The organism is Paenibacillus baimaensis, assembly GCF_025567575.1.
Genome location: NZ_JAOQIO010000022.1, coordinates 102828 through 123175, shown reverse-complemented (window position 1 = coordinate 123175; position 20348 = coordinate 102828). Strand labels below are relative to the sequence as shown.

The following is a 20348-nucleotide window of genomic DNA, read 5'->3' as shown; positions in this document are numbered from 1 at the left end:
TGAACTTCTTTGATGACTAAATACCATTTCTGTGCTTATTTCGCTAATACAGTCGGATTCGCACGATTTTTGTGCATTCGATCAAGGACAAATCAGTCTGACGAAGCTGGGCATCGCCAGCCTTCGTCGCTCATAGGTTAAGGTGCCGAAGCTTGTCGGGGTTTCGCAAGATGTACATGTTGCGGATGCCGTCGGCTTCGATCTGGAAGCTGATAACCGCGTTATAACGATCGCCGATACTGCCTATGATCAGGCCGATAGTACCATTGATCCGCGCAGAACGAATTCGGGTTTGTCCGTCCATCTTTGAAGAAAGACCTAGCACGAACGCTGCGACGCGCGGTATCGTTCTGATTGGATGGGTCGCAGCGTGCACTTTACCTCCCCCATCGGTGTAAACAGTGATATCTTCGGTCAGCGTCGCGACAAGCGCCTGCATATTTCCGGTCGAGGCGGCATGAAGAAACCGATGAACGAGTTCCTCGGACTTCGCTTCGTCAGTCTGCGAAATATCTGGCTCAGCTTGGATTTTCCGCTTCAGGCGGCTGTAAATTTTGCGGCAACCCAGCTCTGTCTTGCCAATCATATCCGCTATATCGCGGTAATCGTAATCGAAAGCTTCTCGGAGAATGAAGACCGCGCGTTCGACTGGTGTGAGCTGATCAAGCAGAATAAGAAATGCATACGAGATTGTATCCTCCAGAATGATCGTCTGCAGAGGATCTTGTCCCGATTCGTTCGTATCATACTGAACGAGCGGTTCCGGCAACCACGGACCGACGTATACCTCTCTTTGCTTGCGAGCGGATTTCAGGAAGTCAAGGCAGCGGTTCGTGACGATTTTGCACAAATATGCTTTCAGATTGCGAACGCGATCGCCTTCTTCGTTCTCTTCCCACTTCCGGGCAATGAAAAATACATCCTGTACCAAATCTTCTGCGTCGGACACGGAACCCAGCATCCGATATGCAATGGACAGAAGCAGCGGTCGATGGCACAAGTACGCTGAATCAAGCTCCAAGTGAATCCCCTACCTTATTGTGATCTTTGTCTTTTAATATACATTGCGCGGCACTCTTGGCGCTAGCCAGCGATGCGCCCAGCAGCATGCCCTCTGCGCCCACCCAGTCTCCTGCAACGAACAGTCCTTTCCGTCCTTTGACGACAGGGCCCGGTCTTCCGGAGTATCCTCCACTTGCCGCGGCAACAACAGCATGCGATACGAGCAAGTGCGGCAAAAAACGACGCTGAATGACATGTAAGCGCCAGCCAGGCTGGATCAGGTCGAGAAACTGTTCCAGTTCCTGTTCGTCTTGCTTGGCGTTCGAATCAGCTCCCGGTCGCAAATATTTCATAACATGCACGACCATTTGTTTCGGGTTATCACTAAATTTAGCGATGGCCGAATGATTAGAGAAATACCAGGGATAATCGGCACCCATAGCGAAGGTTGTTTTAGGCTTTGGCATTTCAGCCATAACCAAATCCAGGCAAGCCGCTCGAACATCGCTGCTTCCTCCGGCTGCAGGGCAGGATCAAGGAGTGCCAACGATTCTTTCGGTCCTAAGGTAGACAAGACATAGTGAGTCTTCAATAGTGTTCCATCTTTCAGGGAGACTATCATTTCCGGTTCGCTTCCCGCGATGGTCCGTGCCGAACAACCGCATTGGATCGTCACTCCCGCAGCCAGAGCTTGTTCCTTTAATGCTTCCACAAGGGTACGCCAGCCTCCGTCTACGTACAGCACTTGCCCGTTTTGCAGCTGTGCGATCACCGCTCCGGCGCTGAGTAAATCCGGGGCACTACAATACGTGGATGTGCGCACGAGCGCAAGTACGGCATTGCGAACGCGCGGACTCGGGAGGCGGGTTTCCAAATATTTCTGCAGACTGATGTTCTGGAGGATGGAAGTGTCCTCCTTCTGCATCTGGGCGTAGAATCGTATCAACTGGGTTTTCTCGGACCATTTAAGGAACGATCCCAACAGAAATTGAAACAAAGGCAGGGCGACATCTCCGCCTTTCGTTTTTTTGTACACTAGCAAACTGTTCGGCTTCGGCGTCGCGCCCGTCGGTGTAACGCCAACTTCCTGTAAAATCCCGCACGCACTCTTATAGAGCGCATGCGGGCCAAGATTAACCCAGGCATCCGCTATATTCTTCGATGCGGCTCTGCCGCCAGGCTCTTCCGCTCTCTCTAGCAGTAGCACTTTACGTCCAGCCCTTGCCAAATAAACGGAAGCTGTCAATCCTGCAATTCCAGCTCCAATGATGATGACGTCCCATTTCATTTCGCTGATGTTCGACATCTTCTGCACCTTCCTTTTCCGGTTGGATGTTAATAAGACGATTTAGGAATCGGAAACGTGACAGAGCATACTACTTCGTAGCAAAAGTATGAACTTCCTCCATCGGGGCGCCGCAGGTTCTGTGCCGAGATATGCTTCTGTCTTGTTTCAAACTATCCGATATCCGTCCATGTAAAAGCAAAACCAGTCGTAACTTTGAATTCATCACCAGTGAAAGCTACGAGCGCAAGAATGAATAACGCGGAGACAAGCACAAATACAATCATACAAATATAAGAGGAGATTTTTTGCGCACGCGGGGAAATCGTAATACCCCAGCTAATAAGGAAAGCCCAGATACCATTACTAAAATGGAATACCGCCGACAATACACCAATGACATAAACGACGAAATACGCAGGATTCGTGGCAATTTGATGCATCGTCGAACCAAGTTCCTCATGCGTAATATTGCCCATATAAACTTGAAAACGAGTATTATATAAATGCCAGAAAACAAAGATGAACGTCAGAACGCCGGTAATACGTTGCATAGTGAACGCCCGGTTGCGGCTGTACGTGTATTGCCCCGGGTTTATATTGGACTGATAGGCCATGTACAAGCCATACATGCCGTGAAACAAAATCGGAAGATATATCCCAAAAATCTCAAGCACCGGCAACAGCGGCAGGCTATTGATGAAATGCACACCGTTCGCGAACCCTTCTGGTCCGCGCTCAAACGCTTGATAGTTGGTCAATACGTGCACAATAATAAAACCCCCGAGCGGAATCACCCCGAGGAGCGAGTGCAGTTTACGCCAGTAATACGAGTTTCTTCTCATTTTATATTTCTCCTTTCTAGATGAATTACTTCCAGCTCGCATGAGTATTTCATTAAAACATTGGAAAAAAAGTTTTGTGGTTTGCTCATAAGACGAATTGCCTGTTTGTTTTGTGACAAACGACAGGTCGACTGCCACAAGGAATACTTTCTCAATGCCAGTCAAGTGACATAAACCGCTTTAACTAAAATAAAAGAAGCAGCGGCAGTCTTGGACGAAAAAAGTCCGAGACTGCCGCTGCCATATTGAACTTGCGTTATCCTTAAGATTCATGTAGATGGATTATTTGTTGTGATGAATCCAACTGCCGACAAATCCAGGGCCTTTACTAGATGGACTGCCATGCTGTACAGGGACGACCGGCTTAGCTGTTGAACCTGGCTCTAAACTCGTTTAATGCCTCACCTTGCGACGGATGAACCCCGCGTATAAATGCGAGATACAGCGTGACATGATCGATCAGATAAACCAGCGAGCACATCCGCGCCAATCGGCTCTCACCCACGGAAGTGATGACGCGCACAGCACCCGCCCGTGAGGCCAGCACCTCCCGGGTCGCCCGCAGCCTTCTTCCCATAGGCTCTGTATCCTCCCGGTCATGGATCAGGGTAAAATGGAACTGCCTCAGCATCGCGCTGTCCGCATCCCAACCGTTAGCTTCATCGTGATGAAGCCCCGACATCGCGTTGCTGAAAGCCATCACCTTGCTGACCTCAGCCAGTTGGTTCTTGAAGCGCACCGTAGAAGCATCCGTAAACGGCAGCGTGCCATATACCACAGGAATCAGCCCATCCATTTCAGTAGCAATCTGTTTGGCTTCATTGTCGGCCAGTGCGGCCTGCGGCGCATAGGCCGGCGTCAATTGCTCGATCAAACGGATCGTTTCGGCAATCCCCTGATCGGGATCGGAGATCAGCCCCAGCCGATGCAGAATAACGAGCATCGGAACAAGAACATGGCTGGTCGAGATCATTCGCGGCTGCCTGCCCGCTGGCAGCTGGAACAGCAAATGTCCATTCTGCTCGGCAAGCTCCCTCGCCTTCCCACCTGCAGTCAGTACAATAATCGTCGCCCCGGTTGTGATCGCATGTCGGTAGGCGCTGATAACCTCCTCCGAACCACCGGAATAGTTGACGATGAAGACAATCGAATCGGCATCGACATAAGCAGGCATTGAATACGCTTGCGAAAGAATAATCGGAACCTTGATTTCATCGAACAGCAGCGACTTCAACTGAACGAGACTGGCTACAGGCCCGCCGCCGACACTGCACATCACGATTTCATCTACCTTGCCGGACAGCGCCTTGACTTCAAGCGCCTTGGCCTGGGCATACCCATCTGCTATCCAGCTGGAATAATGGGCTGTTGCCTCGAACAATTGGGTTTTATCGAGCTGAAGCAGCGTATCGGATTGATCCAAATTGATTTTCATACCACGATCTCCTTTGGCGTTTCTTCAATCTTCACAACGATGGCGGCAAACTCCTGCAGCTCCGGCAGTTGAATCACTATCTTTCCGTTGGACATGGCATAGGTGGCTTCAACCTGCTCCGTTAAGCTTGTCAATTGGCTGCAATGCCCTATATCATGTAGCGTGATCTCCAGCCTATAGACTGGAAGCGGCTCGGAATACGTCATCCCATTAAAGCCGGATAGGTTTAGCACATGCAGGATATAGGTTTGATCATCAAGCTTATTGAAGAACACCTCCACATTGGACGGAGCGTTGGTCGTCAGCCTCCAGCGCTGGTCCAGCATATTGTCCAATATATCGAGCACAATGTGCTTATGATCGGCAAAGCCATACCTGTAGTACAGCTCCCCGGCCTGCCATGGCAGGTAAACGGCTCTGCGGAAGCAGTTCTTGCCTCCGCTGACCGGATTATCCGTACGGATCGAGGCTCCAAAGCTTTTGTCAGAAATCAGATGTCCCGATGCACGCTCCGGCGGGCCGAAGGTTGAGGGGATGACAAAAGGCAGCTGCGGCAGCGTATGCGGTCCGAATTCAAGCTCCTGAAACGTCCCTTTCAAAAAGATCCAGTCCCGCTCCGAAAAGCTTTTAAACAGTCCTTTATCGGCAGTTTTCAAATAGGCGGCGTCCCGTTCGTACACCTGTACCTGCCCGGGCTTTAGATCGAATACACGCTGCATAAAAGATAGGTTGGCCGCTCCCTCGGTAAAGGAGCATCCCGTACTGATGAGCTGTACTCCTTCCTGATAAAGCGTCTCCAGCAGCTGCAGTCCCTCCTCGGAAAATTCGGCAATGTCGGGGATGATCAGAGCCTTGTAGCCCTGCAGGCTGTCTCGTTGATTCAGCAAATTATTTTGATGAATCACATCAAACACGATATGCTGCTCCTTGAGCATCTTGAACAGGCCTGAGTATTCCTTCATGCTTTTGGGTGCTGGTCCGCCCGGCTTGATCAGCGCAACATCCGCAGCGGACAGAAAGCTGCCATAATAAGCTTCATGGTCCTTATGGTATTTGAAAATTTCGGCAACGATCGGCAGATTCTCACGGTCCGGGTAATCCTCAAACACCCCGATAATGCAAAAGTCCAGGCCCGAGCCGCTGGCGAGGCTTTCCCTTAAACGGATGCTCATCTCATGCTTGGAAACCGCTGTGAATCTATGTACCAGATCAATCGCATTGATACAGCAGTTGCTGATCAGCTTATCCTCCCACGAATCCTCCAGCGATTTTACATTTTCCGATGCTGAATACAGCCATAACGGGTGCGGACGCCTGTTATCCGTATTCGATTCCTTTCGGACAATATCGACCTTATGCTCGTTATAGGTCGAGATCGCAATATCTTTGCCTGTGCTTGTTACCAACTCATGAATCCGCTCCAGCATTTCCTTCGTTGTCACATCCTGGAACACTTTGTACCTGCGGAACACGGGATCATCCAGGCTTTGCGTTTCGGGAAGCTCCAGACCGCTCCACTCGCGGAAGCGGGTTCTGCAGCTGTCGCAGAAGCAGATGCCGTAATCATAACCGCTGTAATCGCGGGTCTGATAGCCGAACATATTGAAGAAGATACCGTCCACTTCGTATTGGGAAATAACCTCGTTGATCAACTGCAGCGAGTATTCACGCTGGTAGTATCCGTTGATGCACGTATGGACGATACCGTGGTAGTTGACTTCCTTGCCTGCCTTGGTACGGTAAAACCACTCCGGCCGTTTATTGAACAGGCTTTCGTGCGCTTTGCTGAAATCAAACCGGGCAATGAACCTCATGTCTGCCGCATGCGCCTTATCAATCGCTTCCTTGAGCAAATCCTTCTGCTGATTGGCGGCTCTGTAATGATATTCAAGCCGGGTCGGGTAAAAGGCGACAATACCGCCTGCATTCATCATCAGCACATTGGTAGATAGCTTCTTCAGGTCGCTGATCAGCAGATCCACATCAAGATTCGCATCGGTTTCACGAAGATTATTCTGGATAAGCCGCAGCTGATTGCCGGACCACCATGATGCCATGGGTATAGCCTCCTTAGTAGCCTTTTCCGAATTGACGGATATTGATCATCTCGTCTGTCCTGCCAGTAAGGAACAAGTCGAGATTATGCATGAATCCCTGGCTGAATCGGGCGTGGAATTGATCCCCGCCGCCTGCGCAGTGCGGAGTGATGATGACGTTGTCCAGCTCCCAGAACGGACTTTTGGCCGGCAGCTTCCCGAGCTTGAATTCTTCAACGAACACATCCAGTCCGGCTCCGGCAATCTTGTTGTTTTTCAAATAATCGAATAAAATTTCTTCGTTGATCAGCGCCCCACGCGAAATATTAATAATAAATGCACTCGGCTTCATCAGCCTGAACTGCTCCTCATCCAACAAATTAAGCGATGCGTCTGTTAGCGGCAGCGTCAGTATAATAAAGTCGCTCTGCACAATCACCTCATTCAGCTGCGCTTGCTTGTACATCCGGTCGAATTCAGGCAGTGGATTGCCGGCCGTATTGACGCCGATTACCTTCATACCGAAGGCGCGGGCGCGAATCGCCGTTTCCGTTCCGACATCCCCGGCTCCGATAATACCGGCCGTTTTCCCGGACAGATTTATAAAGGGGCCAATACGTCCCCATGTATGCTCGAGCTGGTTTTTGACGCCTTTGACGCTGTTTCTAGCCAGCATCAGCATCTTGGTCATAATATCCTCGGCAATCGGCAATCCCATCGAACCACGGGCATTGATTACGATAACACCACGTTCCTTTAAATAATCCATCGGCAGACGCTCGATACCGATATGGGCTACCTGCACCCACTTCACCCTGTCGCATTTCTCCAGAAAGTCCTGCTGCAGCGTTCGGTGATTGGCAATGATGATATCCGCGTCCGTATAGGCATCGGAGTCGATAAGCTCCTGTTCTCCTTTAAACAGTGTGACTTCGATTCCCTTACTGTTCATTTCGGTAACCTGTCCAGAGTCGAACGGGTAGGTGGATACTAATTTCATAGGGCTTCCTCCTTAAAAATGGCTAAGCTTACTTGTTCAGTTTAAAGCGTTTGCAATGAGATACCTATACAAAAGATTTAAGATGATACCACTTTATTTGTGCGGCCTTCCTATTGGCTCAGCTTGAACTCCTGCGGTGTGACTCCATAATATTTCTTGAACACCCGGATAAAATAATGCGGTGTCTGATAGCCCAATTGGCTCGCGATGTTGTAAATTTTCTCATGCTTGTTGCGCAGCAGCTCGACGGCCTTCTCCATCTTGACCTTCATCACGTAATCGCTAATCCCGATACCGGTCTCGACCTTGTACATCTTGGACAAATACGCCGGATGCAAGGCGACATGATCGGCAATCGCCTGCAGCGAGGCGTCACCATCCATATGCTGCTCAATATAGGCCTGAATCCGTTCAACAACGGTCAATTTGGGGTCCTTCTGCTGCTTTTTCAGGTCATTTTGAAGCAACGCGAACACATCGAATACCCACTCGCGTAACTGTGCAAGCGAATGAAAAGGACGAAAGGTGCGGTTCTGCTGCAGCTTCTGCCCGTAATGACCTATCATGTTTTGCAGCTGCCGCCCGTTCTTATGTGAGATGTGCATAAAAGTGCCGGCGATGAAGAAAAAGGCCTCGCTCAAATACTCCGGTGATTCCCTCCACTTTGCATCCAGCTCCTTAAAAACCAGCTCCAGCCGCTCCTCCGCCATATCCCAGCGTCCTATCTCCAATACATGCAGCAGCATGGGCGGCTCATACAGGGAATGCAGCGAGCCTATACGGATCGTCTCGGCATCATCAGTAACAACAGCAAAAAACTGCTGCTCACTGCCGATATGCTTACGGATTCCCGCAATGGCGCAATGATATAGGGGGACAATCTGCTCGGACAGACGCACCCAGCGGTTGACTAACAGGACCGATATTTTACGCTTCAGATAGGTTCTCGTTTTCTTCTGCAGCTCCCCGATATCCGCTGCCAGCTGCAGCCGGTACTGCTCATACGTCTGCTCATGAAGTGGTTTTTCCAGCTGCTCCTGATTGAGGCTGACCAGAAAAACCAGATGTCCATTGATGTCCTTGCAGTGCCAGAGATGGAAGGTTTCACGAAACACCTCCTCGGCCATATTCGTAATCGCATATTCCAAAAGGGACAGCTTGACTTCATCCTCCACAGCGCTCTCCTCATCCATCCGGATGACCATCATGCACACATAATCCTCGCAATCAAAAGGCAGCTCCAGCGCTCTCATTTTCTTGCATAACACGGGACGCGCGATTTCCCTGCCCTGCAGCAGGTCCATTAATAATTGGGAACGCAGAAAAGGAATGTTCTCACGCAAGGTATACATCGCATTGTGGTATACCTCCTTCACATTCCACTCCTCCCGCAGCTCGCCGCAGATTTGCTCGATTAGAGCTGTCAATTCCCCGGTATCAACCGGCTTCATCAAATAACCTGCGGTCTTAAATTGAATAGCCTGCTTGGCATATTCAAAGTCACTGTATCCGGACATCAGTACACAGCGGATTTTCTCAGATATAGACCTTACGCTTTGGATAAGCTCCAGACCGTTCATATCGGGCATGCGAATATCGGTAATCAGGATATCAATGGATTGGGCTCGGATCGTTTCCAGCGCTTCCTTAGCCGAATAAGCCTTATAGACCGCTTTGACTCCGTAATCACACCAAGGAATCGTCTGAGCCATACTATCGACCTGGGCCGGATGATCGTCAACAATCAGCAACTGCATATGCAACCCTCCGCTGCGAGTATGTTCTAAACAAGGAAACGAATCAGCTTATCCGTACTTTCATCGTAAGCGCAACCTTCCAGCCACCCAGCTTTGAAGCGGAAATGTGCAGGCCTGAGCCTCCCCCGAATTGATGCCTCAGCCGCTGATGCACGTTCCACATGCCATGTCCAAGCTCTTCATCCAGCCCTCTTTCAAACCTTTCATTCATCTGTGCAATCTCTTCCGGACTGCTGCCGATTCCGCTATCTTCGATGATCAGAGTGTGCTCTGTTTCGGTAGCATAACCGGAAATTCGGATCGTTCCGATTCCCGACTTGCATTCAATACCGTGAACGATGGCATTCTCTACAATTGGCTGGACAAGCAGCCGCGGAATGATACTCGCCTTCATCTCCTCCGGAACATCCAGCACATACTCCAATCTGCGGGTTTGCAGCTTGTGAATTTCCAAATAATTGACAATTAGATTCAATTCATTCTCCAGTGTAACCTCCTGATGCTCAATATGGGTTGCATAACGGTAATATTTACTCAAATGCTGTGTCATGGCAATGATCGCCTGCTTGTTTTCCAACTGAGCCATGCTCTGGATAAAAGCCAGGCTGTTATACAAAAAATGCGGATTAATCTGTGATTGCAGCTGCTTCAGCGTCGCGTCCCGCACCCTGATTTTCTCCCGCAGCACCTTTTCCACCAAATCCTGAATTTGCTCGGCCATGCTGTTGAAATGATTGAATAAAATCATGAATTCGCGGCTTGCCTTCAGCGTTATCCGTGTCGAGAAGTTTCCCCGTTTCAGATTGTTTACGCTTCCAATCAAGCGGGTTATCGGAACCTGAACATTTTTAAATAACAGGTAGGAAGCCATAATACTCGTCAGCAGCAGCATCGAGATCGTGATGTAGAACAAATTGCGGCTCGTCGTAATCGGTGCCAGTACGCTCTCCAGCGGCACCACGTCAACCAGGTACCAATCCAGGGAGCTGGATTTGGCATAACTCAGCATATATTTGATTCCATTCATCTCCACAGTCCTGCTGCCCGACCGCTGCAGCTTATCACCTTTGAGTAGTGCGGCCAGCTCCGAGACAGTTTGCCGGTTTGCCGTGGAATTCATGATCGGATCATAGCCCTCATGAAAGAAAAACGGTTCCCCGACGCTGCCCGCTTTGAATTGGTCCAGCATCAGCTCGATATTGCGGGCTGCAAAAGCCACCTCAATGATGACATTCACCTGACTGAGGTCGCCAAACAGCAGTGACGGATCGGTCGAATATCGGTAAAAATAGTTCGGCTGCTCGCTGCCACCCGTGTGAGGACGATAAACCCAGTCGGGTGACATATTTTTCTGAAAATAGCTTAAATCATAATTTTCCAGGGCATTCGTCGAAACCAGCTGCTTCAAAGCCGGTGAGTAGATCGACAGCTTATTCGTCCAGCTGTAGGAGGCGCTTTGCAGATTGATTTTTTCCAGCAGCGTTTGGCGAATCTGAATCGAATCGAACAACTCGTAGGACAAATGAATCGACTGGAACTTGACCGCCTCCGGTTCTCTACCCAATGTAAAAGCTACCTTGGCCAGCTGATCCGCGTTCGTATCCATCTGATTCAAAAAAAAGGAAAGACGGTTCACATTCGATTTCTCAATTTCCGATTTCACGACATTCGTGCTCACCTGATTCGAATAAGCGAACAACAGCAGCAGCGGAATCAGCAGCAAACATACAATGATCATGATTTTGCTGAAAATACTCAAGTTTTTCACCATGACATGAAGCACCCCATCACCTATTATCCAATGATACCCATATTGTACAGAGCTGTCCCCGCAATGCACAACCCTTTTTTCAGCAGGTCAGGATACAGGCACACAGGGATTTAGAAACGGAATGAGGTGTCAGGTCAGGTATCTATGCACGCTATTGTTTTATTCCTTGACGGACCCGAGAATAACTCCCTTAACAAAGTAACGCTGTAGAAACGGATATACCAGTAAAATAGGCAGCGCGCCGATAAACACCTGGGAGGCCTTCACGGTCCGTGGCGATATGTTTTTGATCTCATCCTCGGTAAGACCGAGTACCGAGAAATTCTCGGAAACAATAATCGATCGTAAAAAGGTCGATATCGGATAATCACTGGCATTGGACAAATAAATCATCCCGTCAAACCAGGCATTCCAATGGGTCACCATCGCAAATAAAGAGAGCGTCGCCACCGCCGGCATCGAGATCGGCAAATAAATCAAGAACAGAATCCGCAAATGGCTGGCGCCGTCCATCAATGCCGCCTCCTCCAGCTCCTTGGGAATCGCACGGAAGAAGTTCAGCATCAGAATCAGATTCCAGATGCTCACGGCTCCGGGCAGTACCAGCGCCCAGATCGTATTCATCAGGCCGGTTCCCTTGACTACCAGATAAGTCGGAATCAAGCCTGCATGGAACAGCATCGTAAAGACGAACAGCCAGGCATAGAACGTGCGCCCTTGAAACCGCGATTCTTCCTTGGACAGTGGATAGGCCGCCAGCACAACCAGCAGCATGGACAGCGACGTGCCCAGTACGACCCGCTTGATGCCTATCCATAAAGCATGGAGGAAGTTGCTGTTGCCAAGCGTCTCCGTATACGCTTCGAACGTAAAATGAACCGGCCAAAAGGTGACAATATTACCGGTCGCAGCAGCGCTGGAGCTTAACGAAATCGCCAAAACATGAATCAACGGAAGAACGCAAAGCGCGCTCAGGATGAACAAGCAGGCGTAGTTGCAATAAGAAAACACTGTATACGGCATCGATCGATACATAGCAGCTCACCCGCTTCAGAATATTCGATAGTTGGCAAATTTGTAGGCCAACCGGTATGAAACGACAACAAGTATAAAACCGATCAGCGATTTGAACAAACCGACAGCCGAGGCAAAGCTGAATTGTCCACCGACAAGCCCGACACGATAGACGAAGGTGTCAATAATATCGCCTTTGTTATATACCAGCGGATTATAGAGATTAAATATTTGATCAAAGCCGCCGTCGAGAATTTTGCCGAGCGCCAATGTCGTGACAACGGCGACAATCGGCAGCACGGAAGGTACGGTAATATGAATCGTTTGCTCCCAGCGGTTGGCTCCATCCACCTCAGCAGCCTCGTACAAGGCTGGATTGATTCCGCTTAATGCGGCCAAATACACGATCGCCGAGAACCCAAAATCCTTCCATACATCGCTGACGATAACCGTAACCCGGAACCAATCCCCGTCTCCCAGAAAGAAAATCGGCTGAAACCCAAGCAGCTGCACCACATGGTTCACAATTCCGTCCTTTACCGAGAGCACATCAATCAATATCCCTCCAAGAATAACCCATGATAAAAAATGCGGCAGATACACGAGCGTTTGTACCGCTCGCTTGAAATACGTCTTGCGGACCTCATTCAGCAGGAGAGCAAATATAAAGGGAATCAAGATATTGGTACTGATCTTCAGCGTCGAAATCACGATTGTATTGATAATGACCTGTACGCTGTCGGGATAGGTGAATAAATATTTGAAATGATCCAGCCCCACCCATTCGGAATTTATGATGCCCAGCCAAGGCTTGTATTCTTTAAAAGCTATGACGATGCCGAGCATCGGGATATATTGATATATGATGACCACGATTAGTGCAGGCAGCAGCAGCAGGTGAAAGCTCCAGGTTCTTTTAAAATAGGAGATGAATTTGGAGTTTTTTCTGGCAGCCGCAGTCTGTGTATCCGTGATCGGACGGATCAGCTCGCTCATATGCCTGCCCTCCTATTTTTTCAGCGATTTGTACCACTCGTTGACTTCTTTGGTAATCTCATCGCCTCCGCTTGCTTTCCAGTCCGATACAAATTTATCGAAGGCTTCGACCGGCAGCTTGCCATATATAATTTGGGTAAAGGTTTCCTTTTCCATTTTTTCGAGAAGCTCCAGCTTGGTCCGCATCGTTTTGGTTGGTGCGCCTTTAAACTCATTCGCCAGATCGAATTTGTTCTGCTCCACCCTGATTTTCCCTGCTAATTGATGCACAGGCACGCGGTCCTTGATGCTGTCCTCGATAGGATTGGCAGGTGTCGCCTTGGGATCGTTGGCAAATTTGAGGATACCCTCATCGTATGAATAGGGCCGATTTAAATTCGTTCCACCGATTAGCGAAGCATAGGCTTTGGCTTCAATCGGTGTTTTGCCATCGGGCAGCGGCCATTTGTCCTTAGGAATACCTGCCTGCTCGAACTGCTGGTAAACCGGCTTGCCATCCTTCATCACATAATCATAGCCTTCGTGATTGCCAAGATAGAACTCCGAATCCTTGACGAAAAACTGGTATTCGAACATCTTCTGGTAATAAGCAAACCACGCATCGATATGCTTGAAGTCCTTATTGAATAGAATTCCTCGCTTCACCATCGGTGTCTCGACTCTTCCTATATTGCCCGTTGGACCTGCAGGAAGATAAAGCGGCTTGAATTCTGCCTGTGGATTGTTTTTCGTCGTATCCAGCAGCGGATTCGGATACATATGATACTCACCGGCAACCAAGCCGGCAGAGCCGTTGACGAAGCTTTCGGTTGCTTTGTTCTTGTCTTTAATGCCCGCTTCCGGATCGATATAGCCCTTGGCCATCCAGTCACGAATCTTTGAAAGCGCTTGCTTAACAGACGGCTGAATAGAGCCATACATCAAATTACCGTCCTTATCCTTGGTCCATTGAAAGGGCATGTTGTTACCATAAGCGCCGAATACCCAATCGACTGTTGCTCTCGTTCCATTGACCCGATCCAGCATGGAAAGCGCGAGACCGAATGTATCCTTCTTGCCGTTTCCATCCGGGTCCTGATTCGTAAAGGCGTCAAACACTTTGTCCATATCATCGATCGTTTTGGGATCAGGCAGATTTAATTTTTTCAACCAATCCTGCCGTACCCAAAATATGGTGCCGCCGGTCAGGCTCTCATACATCGGGATTCCGTACGTCTTGCCACTGCTTTTAAACATATTAAATCCATCTGGATATTTGGCATACAAATCCTTGATATTTTGCGGAGCATATTTGGCAATTGCCTCATCTACAGCCATCACCTTGCCGGACTGGATTAATTCGCTTATCAGCGTCGGATCGCTCACTTGAAAAACATCAGGCAGCGGATCGCTTCCGGCCAGCAGCAGACGCAGCTTGGTATTGAAATCCTTATCATTGTTCACGACAAATGTATGTTTGACTTGAATCCCCATTTTATCCGCCATCCATCGGGTGTGCACATTATCCTCAATCGTTTCGCCCGGTTTAAACTTCACATTCGGATCCAGCACACGTGCTGTTGAAATTGTAATTGCAGGATCATATTTTCCATTAACTACCTTGGCAGCTGCTCCTGTCGTTTCGCTTTTACCATCCGCACAACCTGCGACCGCCAACGCCATGCTTAATACCGTACCCGTGAGCACATAATTTTTATGTGACATGAACATGTTATTCTTCCCCCTACTGTACAAATATTTGGCTTACTTTTATTGTAAATCAGAGGGTCGGGTGAATATATACAAAAATTTTAAGGTGATACCACAATTGCTTAAATTCGAGCAAATCCAAGGAAACTGAAACATGCCCCAGTAGTGGACTGAGGCATGTTAATGGGACTTTTAAGCATGAAAAAGCCCCCGATACACGGGAGCTCTCTAGGATTCGCTTATGTTGCTGCTTACTTCTTAACTACTTCCTTGCCTGACCTTCTCAAAGAAATGCTCACCACCGACCTGGCCTCCTTTAAGCACCAGCTCCAATCCGTCAAACTGCGGATCATGGGAATAAGCTATACATAATGGAGCTCCCGGATCAAGCACTGCCTTGCATTCCAATGCATAGATACCAAGCTCACGAGTAATATAACCGGAGGTATCGCCACCTGCAATCAGGATTCGGGAAAGCCCAAGCTCGGCAGCTAACTTGCGGGTTAGCACACCAAGTGCACTTCCTAATATACGGCCACTGTCCTCAGCTTTTAACCCCTGCTTCATAAGCGCTTCACGGATCATAGCGATGCTGTCATCAGTCGGACCTGCAGCGGTATACAAGATTACGCTTTTCCTATCTGTTATCGCCTTATGAGCTTCATGTTCCAGCTTTGCGAGTGCTGCTGCTGTCCGATCTGGCTGGATCAGATCATGAACCGGAACCTGTATGCCGACAAAGCCCGTTTCCATAGCCAAACGGATCTGTTTCTCAGTTACAGGTGAACAACTGCCTGATACAACCAGTAATTGTTCAACTTCTCCAGTCGCTACATGTTTTCCAATCGATGCAGCAATGAGCCCATCTGCCTGCCAGCAGGCGCCAAGTGCGTATTCGACACCTGAGGAACCGATTACGAATAATCCGTCATCTGCTTTGGCTGCTTCAGCCCAGATTAATCGGCCTGTTGTCTCCAGCCTTGACTCATCCAGCACATCAAAGAGAACAAGATCCGGCTGTTCATCGTGAACCAGGTTATGCAGCCTTTGTTCCACCTTTTCATAGATTCCGTCCAAGGCCATTAGATCAAACAGCGAGGTTTTTAGCAGGGTCTGCTTTGATAAATGCTTCCTTAGATCAGCCTCTGCCATCGGTGTCACAGGATGCTGTGACATCGTAGGATGACGGTCCAGTCTGTGTACGGTATCTCCAGCTGCTGCAAAATGATTGCCAAATATCGTGTACCTTCGCAAATAAGGAACACCCGCGAGTAGAGGTATATAACGACTGCGGAACACATCCTTACCTATTTCTGCTGCCTTACCGATACTTCCTGTATCGGGTGATGAATCGAAGGTGGAACAGATTTTATAGTGAGTGACAGCAGCTCCCGCGCTTTTAAGCGTCTCCAGCAGCGGACGCAGCTCGCGGTCCATCGCTTCAGGCGATAGCGATCTCCCTACACCGGCTACTCCAAAGCATTGTACGTTCCGAAACTGTTCACTCAGCATAGTTTCTGTAGGGGGTTCCAGGAACAATACCGTTCTGAGACCCGTCTGAAACAAAGACTCAAGAACATCTGTTGATCCTGTAAAATCGTCTCCATAGTAGCAGAGCAAACGCTTGACCTGTGAGCGAGATAGGATTGGTTCCACATCCATTGTTGATTGTACATTCAAGCACTCAGATTGAGCTTGACCCACTTTACGTTCATTAGGATTTGTCTGCATCTCAGGTCAACCTTTCCCATACTTATCGATTGCATGCTGCAGGGCTGGATGCTGCTGGGCATACAATTCAAGTGGAATCCCCTGTACAGCCGCCTCCCAGCCCAGCTTCATACTTTCAAAACCGGCTGCTGGACCGTCGGGGTGGGCCAGCATTCCCCCACCAGCCAGATGCATCACATCAACTGAACCCACAGCACTGTAGGTTACAGGAGCCGTTCCCGCCCATTGCATGGATGAGACTACTGGCATCGTTGTGTACCCGCCAAGAATTGGGGTTGTACAAGCATGAATGGAACGAGTAACCGATTCGTTGCTTTCATAAAACTTACTGTTTAAACCATTAACATGCAGGTGATCCGCACCGGCAAGTCGGCACAGCTTTTGGTAGGCCGTGAATTCAATACCCAATAACGGGCAGCGCGTCAGCATCCCCCACTGGTTACGGTGACCATGTATGGGAACCTCGCTATAGCTGTTCAGAGCAGCAAGACCAGAGAGCCCTACACTAAGTATGCTGACCATCACACAGTTGCCTCCTGCCTTCACGACCAGATCATGATTGCGACGCAGCTCATCATAATCACCCGTAATATTGAAGGCATACATCAGCTTCTTTCCCGTGACATCCGCTGCACGCTCCACTGCTTCCATGACTGCCTTTACCTTATGCTCTATGGGAGCGAAAGGGGGATTGGCATTTAATTCATCATCCTTGATAAAATCCATTCCCGCTTCTGCCATCTTGCCGACCAAGATGGACAGCTGTTCGGTGGTTAAACCTATGCTTGGTTTTACAATCGTCCCAAGAATAGGTCGGTCATAGACACCTGTCAGCCTTCGTGTCCCTGCAATACCGAATTTAGGACCTGGATAACGTGACGTGAATGCCTCCGGCAGCTCAAGATCCATCAGTCGAAGACCCGACAGCTCTTGAAGCTCATATAAATTCCCTGCTACAGCGGACAGCAGATTCGGAATGGATGGGCCAAAATTATGGAGCGGAAACGATACGGTAATGATGCCGCGGCGAAATCGCCCGTCATGCTGAACAGGAATTTTCGCACCAGGCAAGGAAGGCGTATCCATCTCCCCCAAAGCTTCGATCCGCTCTACCGTTGCCCCATATCGCGCCTTCAACTCATCTGTTTCTCCTGGTACCGCTGTAAAGGTACCAGTGGATTGCTCTCCCGCAATAGTCGCCGCAGCGCGCTCCAACGAATAAGGGGTTTCTACCAAATATGTGGCTATCACTCGTTCCTGATTCAATGGTGCACCTCCAATACTCAAATCTCTATGCAGTAGGTTCGGCTGCCTCAGCTGCTGCCAGTATAGCTTTTACTGCTTCAACACCCATTCGCGGCGAAGACAAAACGGGCTTACCGGTCACTTCGGCAAGTGTCCTCTCCATTCTAGCCATTGAGCCCTGTGCCAGCACAAGAACGTCCGCTTCAGCCGCGATCCGCTTGGCCGTTTCCAGCAAAATCCTGTCATGCTCCTCGGGACGTCCACCTACCAGCGCATCGAATGCACCGTCGGCTAGTCCATTAACCAATGTAACCTGTTTACCTGCCAGGTCCGCTTGCTTGCGAATCAACCGCATTGTCGGCTCCAAGGTCGACGGCAGTGTAGCCAATACCCCAATACGCTCGTAACTGAGAGCTGCTTTGGCCGCCATCGACTCATCAATCTTCACAATTGGCACACCAATCAAACGTCGAGCATCATCGGCTACTTCACCTACAGAGGAGCAAGTATTCAGAATAACATCCGCTCCCATCTCTTCCCCATGATGAAAATATTGCACCAATCTTCGCGCTACGCCTGGTGGCACATGGCCTGCCTTCACGACATCACCAATCAGACTGTCGTCGATGATATTAACTAGCCGAACGTCCGGCAGAAGCTCTTTAAATACCGCCTTCAGCGGATCGGCCAGCCCTTGACCGGTATATACAGCTACTACGGTTTTCATATCGATATGCCTCCACAACAGGTTATTTTTTACATTAAGGGTTACCACACAAATTCGTTATCCAGCCGACGGTAGTCACCCTCGCGCATAGGCGCTTCATTATATACTTTACGCCCGCTGTACAATGGCTTCTTCGTTCCTTGCGGTGTAATACCGACGACATCATCGCCGCGCCACTGCGTCTCGAACGTTTGTCCGACTGCATTTTCCAGCGTACGGCGATAGCTGAGCGGGAACGTCACCGTGATGGTCTCTCCAGCCGCAGCGGGTCCGAGAACCAGGAAATGCTTGTTCACCCATCTGCTCTCCTCATTGCCTTTACCTTCCGTTTCAACACCATCAAGGCTGCGGGTAAACCGAATTTTCGTAAAACCGGCCCATTCTGGAATCCGAATCAATAGCCGTGGGATATCCATATGAACATCAATAACGACTTTACCCTCATGCGGCAGGTAACTGCTGACATCGAGCCATTTGGAACCCCGGTTCAACAGGAAATTGATGCTGACCGTCCCATTCTTCTCCGTCACGCTGTTGCTCCAGCCCATGAATAGCCCCCGTGTACCCGATCCGAGGCAGCATATTTGCAAATCACTTGTATGTCCCCGGCCCTCATTCACATCACAGACAAAATCATTCGGTGCTGAATAACCGGCGAACGCTCCTCTGGTACGTTTACCTACTTGGAAATAAGTGGTATGAGCATGAATATCGTTGGATTGATCATCAGAATCCTCTACCCAATCCAGATCCAATAACTGCGATTCCGCCAAATGGTTGCGCAGGAATCTCTCGACCACACCCCAATACTCCACATAACCGCTCTTCGCCAGCGTAATTCCGGTAGCGATCAAATCGACCAATGAGCAGGTTTCGTGCTCGTAGGCTTGCTCATGCAAATCTCCTGGCGTCCAGCCGAAGGCTGTGGATTTGGTCAGCGCCCAATCGTAGCACTTTTTCACCCAGCTGATCATTGCCGCATCTCCGGTAAAAGCGCCAAACCGCGCTATCGCATCCAAAGTACCGATACGTGTGTGAAAATGACCGCTGCGATAAGCGAGCGAATCATTAAAGCTGCCATCCTGATTGAAGACACCGCTACGCTCGATAATAAGAGCTGTAAAAAATTGACATAAATCAAATGCATCCTGGTTGCCCGTCAGCTCGTGATATTTTAAGAGCGGCATCACCAGCCGTCCGCAAAAGGCAGCAGGATCCGGCGCCAGCCGCAGCTGGATACCGTTGGCAGAAGGCCAACCGGTTTCTTTATACTCTGAAGCGGGGTAGTACCAGACATCACGCTCCTTGATCGCAATCCGCTTTAATGCAGCTACGTGTCGATCCGCCGCCTCCTTAACCGCCACATCGCCTGTTTCCATAAACCAGGTCGTCAACGATAAAATAACTGCGCGTTGATCGATCAGATTGGCGTTCGGCTCCCAATTTCGGGTCGGATTGATTTGGCGATAGCTCATCCCGTCTTCCTTGAAGAAAGATAGCAGATTGTCCCGATAACGTGCCTCCACCTCTGCACCGAAGGTTTCACCTGACATATGGCGGGCAAGGATCAGTCCGTCAATCATTCTGCCATGTGAGGAACCGTAATCCCAATCTCCGTGCGACATTTTTGACGGTTTATTCATCAAATCCGCTCCGAAAAAGGGAATGTAATTATGATCGCTATCGGCCATGCCTACCATCGCATTAATGGCAGCTCGCGCACGTTCCTCCAGCATAAGCGTATCCGGGATCCATCGTTTATGATCATCCCTGTTCAGATTATCGTTTTTAACAGTGTCCACAGTTGTTCTCTCC

General features: G+C 49.4%; 16 protein-coding genes. All 16 read right to left on the bottom strand.

Annotation, left to right across the window (positions count from 1 at the left end):
- Positions 1-130: 130 nt before the first annotated feature.
- On the bottom strand, positions 131-1021 hold the full coding sequence (locus OB236_RS09055; protein ID WP_262683673.1) for an RNA polymerase sigma-70 factor: 891 nt from the start codon (positions 1019-1021) through the stop codon (positions 131-133).
- Positions 1011-1355 carry a hypothetical protein gene (locus OB236_RS09050; protein ID WP_262683672.1) on the bottom strand — a complete coding sequence of 115 codons (345 nt, stop codon included), beginning with the start codon at positions 1353-1355 and terminating at the stop codon, positions 1011-1013. Before OB236_RS09050 ends, OB236_RS09055 begins: the two co-directional genes overlap by 11 nt.
- Positions 1352-2317 carry a phytoene desaturase family protein gene (locus tag OB236_RS09045; protein ID WP_262683671.1) on the bottom strand — a complete coding sequence of 322 codons (966 nt, stop codon included), beginning with the start codon at positions 2315-2317 and terminating at the stop codon, positions 1352-1354. Before OB236_RS09045 ends, OB236_RS09050 begins: the two co-directional genes overlap by 4 nt.
- 143 nt (positions 2318-2460) lie before the next feature.
- Positions 2461-3132: a succinate dehydrogenase cytochrome b558 subunit gene (locus OB236_RS09040; RefSeq protein WP_262683670.1), complete on the bottom strand. Its 672-nt coding sequence runs from the start codon at positions 3130-3132 to the stop codon at positions 2461-2463.
- Between the two features lie 364 nt (positions 3133-3496).
- Entirely contained in the window at positions 3497-4567 is a 1071-nt protein-coding gene (locus tag OB236_RS09035) for a bifunctional phosphoglucose/phosphomannose isomerase (RefSeq protein WP_262683669.1), read from the bottom strand.
- Complete coding sequence (locus OB236_RS09030) at positions 4564-6624, bottom strand: family 10 glycosylhydrolase (RefSeq protein WP_262683668.1); 2061 nt, start codon at positions 6622-6624, stop codon at positions 4564-4566. Before OB236_RS09030 ends, OB236_RS09035 begins: the two co-directional genes overlap by 4 nt.
- A gap of 13 nt (positions 6625-6637) precedes the next feature.
- Positions 6638-7603: a D-2-hydroxyacid dehydrogenase gene (locus OB236_RS09025; RefSeq protein ID WP_262683667.1), complete on the bottom strand. Its 966-nt coding sequence runs from the start codon at positions 7601-7603 to the stop codon at positions 6638-6640.
- Positions 7604-7713: 110 nt separating this feature from the next.
- Positions 7714-9360 carry a response regulator gene (locus tag OB236_RS09020; RefSeq protein ID WP_262683666.1) on the bottom strand — a complete coding sequence of 549 codons (1647 nt, stop codon included), beginning with the start codon at positions 9358-9360 and terminating at the stop codon, positions 7714-7716.
- Positions 9361-9403: 43 nt separating this feature from the next.
- Entirely contained in the window at positions 9404-11131 is a 1728-nt protein-coding gene (locus tag OB236_RS09015) for a sensor histidine kinase (RefSeq protein ID WP_262683665.1), read from the bottom strand.
- A 159-nt stretch (positions 11132-11290) separates the two neighbouring features.
- Positions 11291-12166: a carbohydrate ABC transporter permease gene (locus OB236_RS09010; RefSeq protein WP_262683664.1), complete on the bottom strand. Its 876-nt coding sequence runs from the start codon at positions 12164-12166 to the stop codon at positions 11291-11293.
- Between the two features lie 15 nt (positions 12167-12181).
- Positions 12182-13075 carry an ABC transporter permease gene (locus tag OB236_RS09005; RefSeq protein ID WP_240420673.1) on the bottom strand — a complete coding sequence of 298 codons (894 nt, stop codon included), beginning with the start codon at positions 13073-13075 and terminating at the stop codon, positions 12182-12184.
- A 78-nt stretch (positions 13076-13153) separates the two neighbouring features.
- A complete protein-coding gene (locus OB236_RS09000; protein WP_262683663.1) occupies positions 13154-14851 on the bottom strand; it encodes an extracellular solute-binding protein in 1698 nt (565 codons plus the stop codon).
- 237 nt (positions 14852-15088) lie between these two features.
- A complete protein-coding gene (locus OB236_RS08995) occupies positions 15089-16561 on the bottom strand; it encodes a four-carbon acid sugar kinase family protein (RefSeq protein WP_262683662.1) in 1473 nt (490 codons plus the stop codon).
- A 6-nt stretch (positions 16562-16567) separates the two neighbouring features.
- A complete protein-coding gene (locus tag OB236_RS08990; RefSeq protein ID WP_262683661.1) occupies positions 16568-17827 on the bottom strand; it encodes a ribulose-bisphosphate carboxylase large subunit family protein in 1260 nt (419 codons plus the stop codon).
- A 25-nt stretch (positions 17828-17852) separates the two neighbouring features.
- Positions 17853-18533 (bottom strand): aspartate/glutamate racemase family protein, encoded by a 681-nt coding sequence (locus tag OB236_RS08985; RefSeq protein WP_262683660.1) that lies wholly within the window; start codon positions 18531-18533, stop codon positions 17853-17855.
- Between the two features lie 41 nt (positions 18534-18574).
- Positions 18575-20335 (bottom strand): glycoside hydrolase family protein, encoded by a 1761-nt coding sequence (locus OB236_RS08980; RefSeq protein ID WP_262683659.1) that lies wholly within the window; start codon positions 20333-20335, stop codon positions 18575-18577.
- Positions 20336-20348 lie beyond the last annotated feature (13 nt).

What these genes read in the sequence shown, in the direction of transcription:
- OB236_RS09050 (WP_262683672.1), bottom strand. Translation starts at nt 1,355, where the DNA reads ATGAAATATTTGCGACCGGGAGCTGATTCGAACGCCAAGCAAGACGAA.
- OB236_RS09040 (WP_262683670.1), bottom strand. Translation starts at nt 3,132, where the DNA reads ATGAGAAGAAACTCGTATTACTGGCGTAAACTGCACTCGCTCCTCGGG.
- OB236_RS09035 (WP_262683669.1), bottom strand. Translation starts at nt 4,567, where the DNA reads ATGAAAATCAATTTGGATCAATCCGATACGCTGCTTCAGCTCGATAAA.
- OB236_RS09030 (WP_262683668.1), bottom strand. Translation starts at nt 6,624, where the DNA reads ATGGCATCATGGTGGTCCGGCAATCAGCTGCGGCTTATCCAGAATAAT.
- OB236_RS09025 (WP_262683667.1), bottom strand. Translation starts at nt 7,603, where the DNA reads ATGAAATTAGTATCCACCTACCCGTTCGACTCTGGACAGGTTACCGAA.
- OB236_RS09020 (WP_262683666.1), bottom strand. Translation starts at nt 9,360, where the DNA reads ATGCAGTTGCTGATTGTTGACGATCATCCGGCCCAGGTCGATAGTATG.
- OB236_RS09015 (WP_262683665.1), bottom strand. Translation starts at nt 11,131, where the DNA reads ATGGTGAAAAACTTGAGTATTTTCAGCAAAATCATGATCATTGTATGT.
- OB236_RS09010 (WP_262683664.1), bottom strand. Translation starts at nt 12,166, where the DNA reads ATGTATCGATCGATGCCGTATACAGTGTTTTCTTATTGCAACTACGCC.
- OB236_RS09000 (WP_262683663.1), bottom strand. Translation starts at nt 14,851, where the DNA reads ATGTTCATGTCACATAAAAATTATGTGCTCACGGGTACGGTATTAAGC.
- OB236_RS08995 (WP_262683662.1), bottom strand. Translation starts at nt 16,561, where the DNA reads ATGCAGACAAATCCTAATGAACGTAAAGTGGGTCAAGCTCAATCTGAG.
- OB236_RS08985 (WP_262683660.1), bottom strand. Translation starts at nt 18,533, where the DNA reads ATGAAAACCGTAGTAGCTGTATATACCGGTCAAGGGCTGGCCGATCCG.